Annotated in this window: 10 protein-coding genes and 4 tRNA genes; all 14 read right to left on the bottom strand. The window is 55.4% G+C overall.

What is annotated here, in order from left to right; genetic code table 11:
- Window positions 1–50: 50 nt before the first annotated feature.
- The 14 genes from rpoB to birA all read right to left on the bottom strand — a co-directional run bounded on the left by rpoB (window position 51) and on the right by birA (window position 10,486).
- Entirely contained in the window at window positions 51–4,124 is a 4,074-nt protein-coding gene (rpoB, locus tag HBO10_RS21615) for a DNA-directed RNA polymerase subunit beta (RefSeq protein WP_010206926.1), read from the bottom strand.
- Window positions 4,125–4,343: 219 nt separating this feature from the next.
- The gene (gene rplL / locus HBO10_RS21620) at window positions 4,344–4,709 is read right to left on the bottom strand and encodes a 50S ribosomal protein L7/L12 (protein ID WP_020302454.1); all 366 of its coding nucleotides are present in this window, start codon (window positions 4,707–4,709) and stop codon (window positions 4,344–4,346) included.
- A gap of 78 nt (window positions 4,710–4,787) precedes the next feature.
- On the bottom strand, window positions 4,788–5,288 hold the full coding sequence (gene rplJ, locus HBO10_RS21625) for a 50S ribosomal protein L10 (protein ID WP_003232405.1): 501 nt from the start codon (window positions 5,286–5,288) through the stop codon (window positions 4,788–4,790).
- A 199-nt stretch (window positions 5,289–5,487) separates the two neighbouring features.
- Window positions 5,488–6,183 (bottom strand): 50S ribosomal protein L1, encoded by a 696-nt coding sequence (rplA, locus tag HBO10_RS21630; RefSeq protein ID WP_003176434.1) that lies wholly within the window; start codon window positions 6,181–6,183, stop codon window positions 5,488–5,490.
- Window positions 6,183–6,614: a 50S ribosomal protein L11 gene (gene rplK / locus HBO10_RS21635; RefSeq protein WP_003176435.1), complete on the bottom strand. Its 432-nt coding sequence runs from the start codon at window positions 6,612–6,614 to the stop codon at window positions 6,183–6,185. Before rplK ends, rplA begins: the two co-directional genes overlap by 1 nt.
- A 116-nt stretch (window positions 6,615–6,730) precedes the next feature.
- Window positions 6,731–7,264 carry a transcription termination/antitermination protein NusG gene (gene nusG / locus HBO10_RS21640; protein WP_003176436.1) on the bottom strand — a complete coding sequence of 178 codons (534 nt, stop codon included), beginning with the start codon at window positions 7,262–7,264 and terminating at the stop codon, window positions 6,731–6,733.
- Between the two features lie 9 nt (window positions 7,265–7,273).
- Window positions 7,274–7,642, bottom strand: coding sequence for a preprotein translocase subunit SecE (gene secE / locus HBO10_RS21645; protein ID WP_003194658.1), 369 nt, complete (start codon window positions 7,640–7,642; stop codon window positions 7,274–7,276).
- 45 nt (window positions 7,643–7,687) lie between these two features.
- Window positions 7,688–7,763 (bottom strand) — tRNA-Trp (locus tag HBO10_RS21650).
- Window positions 7,764–7,906: 143 nt separating this feature from the next.
- Window positions 7,907–7,982, bottom strand: a tRNA-Thr gene (locus tag HBO10_RS21655).
- A 26-nt stretch (window positions 7,983–8,008) separates the two neighbouring features.
- Window positions 8,009–8,082 (bottom strand) — tRNA-Gly (locus HBO10_RS21660).
- A 24-nt stretch (window positions 8,083–8,106) separates the two neighbouring features.
- Window positions 8,107–8,191 (bottom strand) — tRNA-Tyr (locus tag HBO10_RS21665).
- A 142-nt stretch (window positions 8,192–8,333) separates the two neighbouring features.
- Window positions 8,334–8,780 carry a hypothetical protein gene (locus tag HBO10_RS21670; protein WP_034125918.1) on the bottom strand — a complete coding sequence of 149 codons (447 nt, stop codon included), beginning with the start codon at window positions 8,778–8,780 and terminating at the stop codon, window positions 8,334–8,336.
- Window positions 8,781–8,787: 7 nt separating this feature from the next.
- Entirely contained in the window at window positions 8,788–9,537 is a 750-nt protein-coding gene (locus tag HBO10_RS21675) for a pantothenate kinase (RefSeq protein ID WP_034125917.1), read from the bottom strand.
- Complete coding sequence (gene birA, locus HBO10_RS21680; protein WP_034126367.1) at window positions 9,527–10,486, bottom strand: bifunctional biotin--[acetyl-CoA-carboxylase] ligase/biotin operon repressor BirA; 960 nt, start codon at window positions 10,484–10,486, stop codon at window positions 9,527–9,529. The genes HBO10_RS21675 and birA overlap by 11 nt, the downstream gene beginning before the upstream one ends.
- Window positions 10,487–10,709 lie beyond the last annotated feature (223 nt).

A 10,709-nucleotide genomic window follows, 5' to 3' on the forward strand; every position in this document is an offset into this window, starting at 1 on the left:
GCGGAGCAGAGAGCGGGCTAAACAGCCCCGCTCTCGATTCGCGTCACGTGTTATTCGGTTTCCAGATCGATATCGATGCCGAGGGAACGAATTTCTTTGATCAACACGTTGAAGGACTCGGGCATGCCCGGCTCCATACGGTGATCGCCGTCCACGATGTTTTTGTACATCTTGGTACGACCGTTCACATCGTCCGACTTCACTGTGAGCATTTCTTGCAGAGTGTATGCAGCACCGTATGCTTCCAGTGCCCAGACCTCCATCTCCCCGAAACGCTGACCACCGAACTGAGCCTTACCACCCAGCGGCTGCTGGGTAACCAGGCTGTACGAACCGGTAGAACGAGCGTGCATCTTGTCGTCTACCAAGTGGTTCAGCTTCAGCATGTACATGTAGCCAACAGTAACCGGGCGCTCGAACTTGTTGCCGGTACGGCCGTCGAACAGCTGCATCTGGCCGCTTTCTGGCAGGTCTGCCAGTTTCAGCATGGCCTTGATTTCGCTTTCCTTGGCACCGTCGAACACCGGGGTAGCCATTGGAACGCCGCCGCGCAGGTTCTTCGCCAGATCCAGGATTTCCTGGTCGGAGAAGGTGTCCAGCTCTTCGTTGCGACCGCCGATCTCGTTGTAGATCTCGTGCAGGAACTTACGCAGGTCTGCGACTTTGCGCTGCTCTTCGATCATGCGGTTGATCTTCTCGCCCAGACCTTTGGCCGCGAGGCCCAGGTGGGTTTCAAGGATCTGACCAACGTTCATACGCGAAGGTACGCCCAACGGGTTGAGGACGACGTCGACCGGGGTGCCATTGGCATCGTGCGGCATGTCTTCAACCGGCATGATCACAGAGACCACACCCTTGTTACCGTGACGACCGGCCATCTTGTCGCCCGGTTGGATGCGGCGACGGATTGCCAGGTAAACCTTGACGATTTTCAGCACGCCTGGAGCCAGGTCATCGCCCTGCTGCAGTTTGCGCTTCTTGTCTTCGAACTTGTCGTCCAGCAGACGGCGGCGATCAACGATATAGGCCTGGGCCTTCTCGAGCTGCTCGTTCAGAGCATCTTCAGCCATGCGCAGTTTGAACCACTGCCCGTGCTCAAGACCGTCGAGGATTTCGTCGGTGATGTCCTGACCTTTCTTCAGGCCTGCGCCGCCTTCAGCCTTGTGGCCTACCAGAGCGGAACGCAGACGTTCGAAGGTCGCGCCTTCAACGATACGGAACTCTTCGTTCAGGTCCTTGCGGATCTCGTCGAGCTGAGTCTTCTCGATGGACAGTGCACGAGCATCACGCTCAACGCCGTCACGGGTGAAGACCTGTACGTCGATGACCGTACCCTTGGTACCGGTAGGTACACGCAGGGAGGTGTCTTTAACGTCGCTGGCTTTTTCACCGAAGATGGCGCGCAGCAGCTTCTCTTCCGGCGTCAGTTGGGTCTCGCCTTTCGGAGTGACCTTACCGACCAGGATGTCGCCAGCGCCAACTTCAGCACCAACATAAACGATACCGGCTTCGTCCAGCTTGTTCAGTGCAGCTTCACCCACGTTCGGGATGTCTGCAGTGATTTCCTCAGGCCCAAGCTTGGTATCACGCGCCACACAGGTCAGTTCCTGGATGTGGATCGTGGTGAAGCGGTCTTCTTGAACCACACGCTCGGACAGGCAGATGGAGTCTTCGAAGTTGAAGCCGTTCCATGCCATGAACGCGATGCGCATGTTCTGGCCGAGAGCCAGTTCACCCATGTCGGTGGACGGGCCGTCGGCCATGATGTCGCTACGCTGAACGCGATCACCCTTGCTCACCAGCGGACGCTGGTTGATGCAGGTGTTCTGGTTCGAGCGGGTGTATTTGGTCAGGTTGTAGATGTCGACACCGGCTTCGCCAGTTTCTACTTCGTCATCGGCAACACGAACCACGATACGGCTGGCATCAACGGAGTCGATCACGCCGCCACGACGAGCCACGACGCAAACGCCGGAGTCACGTGCTACGTTGCGCTCCATGCCGGTACCTACCAGCGGCTTGTCAGCACGCAGGGTCGGTACAGCTTGACGCTGCATGTTGGAACCCATCAACGCACGGTTGGCGTCATCGTGTTCCAGGAACGGGATCAGCGACGCTGCAACCGAAACTACCTGCTTCGGAGAAACGTCCATCAAGGTGACGTCTTCCGGCGCCTTGACGGTGAACTCGTTCAAGTGACGAACAGCTACCAGCTCGTCGACCAGGACTTTCTTGTCGTTCATCGTGGCCGAAGCCTGAGCGATCACGTGATCAGCTTCTTCGATGGCGGACAGGAATACGATCTCGTCGGTGACCAGGGCGTCTTTCACCACACGGTATGGGCTTTCGAGGAAGCCGTACTGGTTGGTGCGCGCATAGGCAGCCAGGGAGTTGATCAGACCGATGTTCGGACCTTCCGGCGTTTCGATCGGGCATACACGACCGTAATGCGTCGGGTGTACGTCACGGACTTCAAAGCCAGCACGCTCACGGGTCAGACCGCCCGGGCCCAGTGCAGAAACACGGCGCTTGTGGGTGATCTCGGAGAGCGGGTTGTTCTGGTCCATGAACTGCGAAAGCTGGCTGGAACCGAAGAACTCTTTCACCGCCGCAGCCACTGGCTTGGCGTTGATCAGGTCTTGCGGCATCAGGCCTTCGCTTTCAGCCATCGACAGACGCTCTTTGACCGCACGCTCAACACGCACCAGGCCAACGCGGAACTGGTTCTCGGCCATTTCGCCTACGCAGCGAACACGACGGTTACCCAGGTGGTCGATGTCATCGACGATGCCTTTGCCGTTACGGATGTCGACCAAAGTCTTCAATACCGCGACGATGTCTTCCTTGCACAGCACGCCCGAACCTTCGATCTCGGTACGACCGATACGACGGTTGAACTTCATCCGGCCGACCGCAGACAGGTCATAACGCTCAGGGCTGAAGAACAGGTTGTTGAACAGGGTTTCGGCAGCGTCTTTGGTTGGCGGCTCACCAGGACGCATCATGCGATAGATTTCGACCAGCGCTTCCAATTGGTTGCTGGTGGAGTCGATCTTCAGTGTGTCGGAGATGAACGGACCGCAGTCGATATCGTTGGTGTACAGGGTCTCGATGCGAACAACCTGGGCCTTGGCGATTTTGGCCAGGATCTCGGTGTTCAGCTCGGTGTTGCACTCAGCCAGGATTTCGCCTGTAGCCGGGTGAACGATGACCTTGGCGGTAGTGCGACCCAGAACGTAGTCCAGAGGCACTTCCAGCTCTTTGATACCGGCTTTTTCGATCTGGTTGATGTGGCGCGCAGTGATACGACGGCCAGCCTCAACGATGACCTTGCCTTTTTCATCCTGGATGTCCAGGACGGCAATTTCACCACGCAGACGCGAAGCGATCAGCTCCAGCTTGAGGGTTTCATCCTTCAGGCTGAATACGTTGGTGGTATAAAAAGCGTCCAGCACTTGCTCAGTGGTATAGCCGAGTGCGCGCAGCAGTACCGAGGCCGGCAGCTTGCGACGACGGTCGATACGCACGAACACGCAGTCTTTCGGGTCGAACTCGAAGTCCAACCACGAACCGCGGTACGGAATGATCCGCGCGGAGTACAGGAGTTTGCCGGAGCTGTGCGTCTTGCCGCGGTCGTGGTCGAAGAACACGCCCGGGGAACGGTGCAGCTGGGAAACGATTACACGCTCGGTACCGTTGATTACGAAGGTACCGTTTTCAGTCATCAGTGGGATTTCGCCCATGTAGACTTCTTGCTCTTTGATGTCCTTGATCGCTTTGTTCGACGATTCTTTGTCGAAAATGATCAGACGGACTTTTACCCGCAAAGGTACGGCGTACGTAACGCCACGCAACACGCATTCTTTGACATCAAATGCCGGTTCGCCCAGGCGATAACCGACGTACTCCAGCGCAGCATTGCCGGAGTAGCTGATGATCGGGAAAACGGATTTGAAGGCCGCATGCAGGCCCACGTCGCGGAACTGATCTTTGGTCGCTCCCGCCTGCAAGAATTCACGATACGAATCCAGCTGGATAGCCAGAAGGTACGGGACATCCATGACGTCCGGCAACTTGCTAAAGTCCTTGCGGATACGTTTTTTCTCAGTATATGAGTAAGCCATCAGCGTTCCCCAGCTTGGTCACCTGCTTGTTTGGCCCCTCCGACGGGAGCAGCCAGAAAATCTTGCAAACCCCATGGTTTGCACCACCGCTTCGGGTGGCTACAGCGCGTTAATGGCGGCGACCGAGTCGACAGCCAAGAACGGAAAAAGGCCGGTGGCAAGAGCCACCAGCCATCAGCCTTCAGCTTAACGCTTGGGCTGGAGACGCAAGGTCGATGCTTACTTCAGCTCGACTTTAGCGCCTGCTTCTTCCAGAGTAGCTTTGGCTTTGTCAGCTGCGTCTTTAGTAACAGCTTCCAGAACCATGGCAGGAGCGCCGTCAACTACAGCCTTGGCTTCTTTCAGGCCCAGACCGGTCAGTTCACGTACTGCCTTGATCACGTTTACTTTCTTCTCGCCAGCTTCGGTCAGCATGACGTTGAATTCGGTTTGCTCTTCAACAACGGCAGCAGCAGCAGCTGGACCGGCGGAAGCAGCGGCAGCGGAAACGCCGAATTTTTCTTCGAAAGCTTTGATCAGCTCAACAACCTGCAGAACCGACATTTCAGCTACGGCGTTGAGGATATCGTCTTGGGAGATAGACATTGCTGTATTTCCTGAATTGGGGGACGGCCTACGCGGCCATCGAAATAAACAAAAATACGCGAGAGAGGTTGCTCAGCCTTAGGCTGCGGCAGCTTCTTTTTGCTCGCGAACTGCAGCCAGAGTACGAGCCAGCTTGCTGGTAGCGCCTTGAATCACGCTCATCAGCTGCGAAATGGCTTCGTCGCGGGTCGGCAGTGTTGCCAGTACGTCGATTTGGTTAGCTGCGAGGAACTTGCCCTCGAACGCAGCTGCCTTGATCTCGAACTTATCCTGACTCTTGGCGAATTCCTTGAACAAACGGGCAGCAGCGCCTGGATGATCTTTAGAGAACGCGATCAGAGTCGGGCCAGTGAACACGTCGTTGAGAACACTGTATTCAGTGTCAGCAACGGCGCGCTTGAGCAGGGTGTTACGTACAACACGTACGTATACGCCAGCTTCACGAGCCTCTTTACGGAGTCCGGTCATAGCGCCTACTGTCACACCACGGGCATCAGCCACGACAGCGGACAGAGCAGCTTTGGCAGCCTCGTTGACTTCAGCGACGATGGCCTTCTTGTCTTCGAGATTAATTGCCACGGGTTTAACTCCTGCTTGTTACCGTTTCATCTGGCCTAGGCCTGATGTCGTTTTGGTGTCTGATTCGGTAAGGAACCGGGAGCACCATCTGCGTAGGCTTGTTGGTTTAAGACTTGCGTCGCCTACGGTCTTGGATAGCCCCCGCCAGGCAGGGACCCCAATCTTTCAATTGGCGCAATTGCTCGCGCCAATTTATGTCTTATACGTCCAGCGAGCCTTGGTCGATGACCAGACCTGGGCCCATAGTGGTGCTCAGGGTAACGCGCTTGACGTAGATACCTTTCGAGGAAGCAGGCTTGATACGCTTCAGATCAGCGATCAGGGCTTCAACGTTTTCCTTCAGCTTGACGGCATCGAAGCCGACTTTGCCAACGGAGGTGTGAATGATGCCGTTTTTGTCGGTGCGATAACGAACCTGACCAGCCTTGGCGTTTTTAACCGCGGTAGCTACGTCTGGAGTTACGGTGCCGACTTTAGGGTTAGGCATCAGGCCACGTGGACCGAGGATCTGACCCAACTGACCTACAACGCGCATTGCATCCGGGGAAGCAATTACGACGTCATAGTTCAGGTCGCCGCCTTTCATTTCGGCAGCCAGGTCATCCATGCCAACGCGATCAGCACCAGCGGCCAGAGCAGCTTCAGCAGCTGGGCCTTGGGTGAAGACGGCAACACGTACAGTCTTGCCAGTACCGTGTGGCAGCACAGTAGCGCTACGAACGACCTGGTCGGATTTACGTGGGTCAACGCCCAGGTTCACAGCAACGTCAACAGACTCGCTGAACTTGACAGTCGACAGCTCGGTCAGCAGGGCAGCAGCGTCTACGAAGTTGTAGGACTTGCCCGCTTCGATTTTGCCGGCGATAGCCTTTTGGCGCTTGGTCAGCTTAGCCATTACACACCCTCCACGTTAAGGCCCATGCTACGAGCAGAACCGGCGATGGTACGCACGGCTGCATCCATATCAGCTGCAGTCAGATCCGCGTTTTTGGTTTTCGCGATTTCTTCCAGCTGAGCACGGGTTACAGTGCCAACCTTAACGGTGTTAGGACGAGCGGAACCGCTGGTCAGACCGGCAGCTTTCTTCAGCAAAACCGAAGCCGGGGTCGACTTGGTTTCGAAGGTGAAGCTACGGTCGCTGTATACAGTGATGATCACTGGAGTCGGCAGACCTGGCTCAAGACCCTGAGTACGGGCGTTGAAGGCCTTGCAGAATTCCATGATGTTCACGCCGTGCTGACCCAGAGCTGGACCGACGGGTGGGCTAGGGTTGGCCTGAGCGGCCTTCACTTGCAGCTTGATGTAAGCGGTAATCTTCTTGGCCATGAGGCACTCCAATTACGGGTTCAAACGCCTCGAAAGGCTCCCCGGCTACTTGCGCGTTTATCCCAGTGACGACAAAACCCCACAGCCTAGGCTGCGGGGTTGGGATGCTTGCCCAGCTAGACCTTTTCGACCTGGCTGAACTCCAACTCTACCGGGGTAGAGCGACCGAAAATGAGCACTGCCACTTGGATCCGGCTCTTTTCGTAGTTAACTTCTTCGACCGTACCGTTAAAATCAGCGAACGGACCGTCTGTAACGCGAACAACCTCACCCGGCTCGAACAATGTCTTCGGCTTGGGCTTGTCGCTACCGTCAGCAACACGACGCAGAATTGCTTCCGCCTCTTTGTCGGTGATCGGAGCAGGCTTGTCGGCAGTACCGCCAATAAAGCCCATGACGCGAGGGGTATCCTTGACCAAGTGCCAAGTACCTTCGTTCATGTCCATTTGTACCAGCACGTAGCCAGGGAAGAACTTGCGTTCGCTTTTGCGCTTCTGCCCATTCCGCATTTCAACCACTTCTTCAGTGGGAACCAGAATTTCGCCGAAGCCATCTTCCATGCCTGCCAGCTTTACGCGCTCCAGCAAAGAGCGCATAACATGCTTCTCGTAACCCGAGTAAGCATGCACAACGTACCAACGCTTAGCCACGGGACACCCTTAGCCAACAATCAAGGAAACAAGCCAGCCGAGCAGGGAATCAAGCCCCCACAACAGCAACGCCATAACCAGAACAACAGCCACGACAATCAATGTGGTCTGAGTGGTTTCTTGGCGAGTCGGCCAAACGACTTTACGGATTTCGGTGCGAGCTTCCTTAACCAGTACCGCGAAGGACTTGCCTTTGGCAGTCTGCAGGCCTACAAAGGCAGCTACAGCAGCGAGGGCAAGCAAAGCGAGTACACGGTACAGGATCGGCGAAGCAGAATAGTACTGATTGCCAACAACGCCTACGACCACCAAGGCGACTACAGCGAGCCACTTTACCAGATCGAAACGAGAGCTTTGAGCTTCAGCCTTAGGAGTCATCTATGAAGATCCTGTGAAAAGAAAGCCAGACACACCACGTGAATCTGGCAGGTCAGGAGGGAATCGAACCCCCAACCTACGGTTTTGGAGACCGTCGCTCTGCCAATTGAGCTACTGACCTAAAACAAAATCAGGCCGACCATTATGCAGGCCTGAAAAAGACTTTACAACAACCAACCCCACAAGACCTGAAACATCGAACAACATTCAAGCCGAGGCAGCTGTTAAAACAAAGGCAGATATTTTCATATCTGCCTTGTCATATGGAGCTCTTGAGCGGATTTGAACCGCTGACCTCACCCTTACCAAGGGTGTGCTCTACCAACTGAGCTACAAGAGCGAAACATCTTGCACAACCTGCAAACTTGGAGCGGGTAGCGGGAATCGAACCCGCATCATCAGCTTGGAAGGCTGAGGTTCTACCACTAAACTATACCCGCGGAGCTTGCAGCTCACGCTAAAAATGGTGGAGGGGGAAGGATTCGAACCTTCGAAGTCGTAGACGTCAGATTTACAGTCTGATCCCTTTGGCCGCTCGGGAACCCCTCCTAAGCGAGCCGGCATTTTACATCACGCCGACCTTCTGTCAAGCATTTTCTCATTTAAATTATGAGGTTAGCTGCATTGACGGTAGCTTTGCACTGTAGCCCTTAAAGGTCTTCACTGCGAAGCGGGCGCCATTCTATGCAAACTATTCGAGAGTTGCAATGCCTTCGCACAGCATTATTTTATGTTTTAACTCATTGAATTCATTAGCAAGGCTTTCAAAGGGCAGATCGTCAGCCAGGCGACGGCTTTCAGGGGCCACACGCAACCAATAACCCGAGGCGCTCTGTGCATTCAGCAACTGGACCGTGACCTTTATATCCAGGCTCGTGAGCCTCTGCTCAAGAGAAGAGGCTTGGCGTCGATCCGAGAAACCACCGATGTACAAGCAGGTATTCTGCGCCTCCGCCGACCTCTCTCGATCACGCCGAGCCACCGCATCTGCCGACTCACTCAAGAGGCGAATATCTTGCTGCGCTCCTCGATGGAGATTCAAGGGCGTGACATCCTTGGCCCGCAATGGCGCCTCTTGCTGATGCCAGACGTAATAAAAAACATTGAGAACCAGTAAAAGTAAAAACAGCCAGCGCATAATCACCTCAAGACAAAGGACACGCCATCGCCAAACCAACAAACACCAAGTCCGGGACCAGCCGAGCCTGCGGCGCAGCATCCCTGACCAGGTCGGCGTCGCCTCCAGTGAGGAAGACCGTGAAATCCTCCCCCCAATAGCCTCGCGCCAACTCGAGCTGAGTCAGCACGAAACCTCTAAGCATGAGCGTACAACCACGCTCGACGGCCTCTACGGTCGTGCGACCTGGAGAGAGACGCTCCAGCGCCCGCTCAGCGGCCGCGTCGTCGTAGCGTATCTTGCGAGTATGGGTTCGCAGTTGATTACGCATAAGCGGTATACCCGGACAAATAAAACCGCCCAGGTGCTCACCGTCCGGACCGATAAAATCTGCGGTCGCCGCCGTACCAAAATCGAGTATCAGGCATGCACCTGACGCCAACTTGAACGCGCCTAGCATGGCCAGCCATCGATCCATTCCTAGGCGCTGGAAGTCTTCGTAGCCGTTGCGCACTCCGCTCATTTCTCGAGCAGAGGTGGCACAGGAAACAGCAACGCCAAATGCCCCTACCAACGCGGCTATCAACTTATCGGTCTCCTCAAGCGCGCGAACACTCACCAACCGACAACGCGTGAGCAATAGACCAGGCAAAGCCACCAAACTGTCGATCAGCGCAATATCCGAACCTGCGATGCCTTCGGCGCGGACACTTGCATCACTCGACTCAAGAACACGCCACTTGATAAAGCTATTTCCACAGTCGAGCTCAAGAATCATCACGCAACCTCAGGCTTAGCTCACCACCGCTGTATATTTTCTCAACGCCACCGACATCCAAACGCAACGCGCCCTGACAATCCACACCGAGCACAACCCCATCAATCCGATTGACGCCCGCGATAAGCGACACACACTTCCCTTGCCACGCGTGATGCTGCTGCCATTCTGCTTGCAGCCCGGCAAAACCCGCAGCCTTGTGTCGCTCCAGGTAGGCTTGTAGTTGCAAGCCCAGTCGCGCCACCAGGTGATTGCGATCAACAGAAGAGCCCGTCTCGAGCTGCATCGAGGTCCACTGCTGATCAACCTCTACAGCCTTCTGCATATTCACATTGATACCTATCCCTAGCACAACGTGACAGATATCTGCGGGATCTCCCACCAACTCAAGCAAGATGCCTGAGATTTTCTTGTGCCCAACCAGGACGTCGTTTGGCCACTTCAAAGCTGCGCCCTCCACGCCCGACTCACGCAGAGCCTGCAGGACTGCCAACCCCACCACCAGACTCAGCCCTTCCAGTTGCCGCAGGCCGCCCTCAACACGCAATACAAGGCTGTAGTAAACGTTTTGCGCAAATGGACTGACCCATTTGCGGCCTCGTCGCCCCCTACCAGCCGTCTGCTGCTCCGCTAGCACAATAAAAGGAGCCGCACTGCCCGCATCGACAAGACGTAAAGCCTCAGCATTAGTGGAGTCAATGGAGTCGAAAATGTGAACGGGCCAAGCCAAGGAAGCCGCCCTCTGAGAAATTTCCTGCGCATTCAAAAACATCAATGGCGCAGCCAATCTATATCCGCGCCCCCGGATCTTATGAATGGGGAGATTCAATTCTGCCTCAAGATGCTGAAGCTGCTTCCACACGGCACTGCGACTGACGCCTAGGGCGGCACCAAGCGCTTCTCCAGAATGAAAGCGACCATCTTTCAGAAGTTTCAACAACGTCAGCATGCACATATCGCCTCAGAATGAGGCACGCATGATAGCCATGCGCAGGGTCATTGCATAGAAAGGCTGGATATGAGTCATGATCGACGCCCCACCAGATTTTCGAGCGCCCAAAACAAAACCCCAACTGCTTTCGCAATTGGGGTTTCGGAATTTAATCTTGACGATGACCTACTCTCACATGGGGAAACCCCACACTACCATCGGCGATGCATCGTTTCACTGC

The sequence above is a fragment of the Pseudomonas sp. WS 5503 genome (assembly GCF_012985385.1).
Lineage (GTDB): Bacteria > Pseudomonadota > Gammaproteobacteria > Pseudomonadales > Pseudomonadaceae > Aquipseudomonas > Aquipseudomonas paracarnis.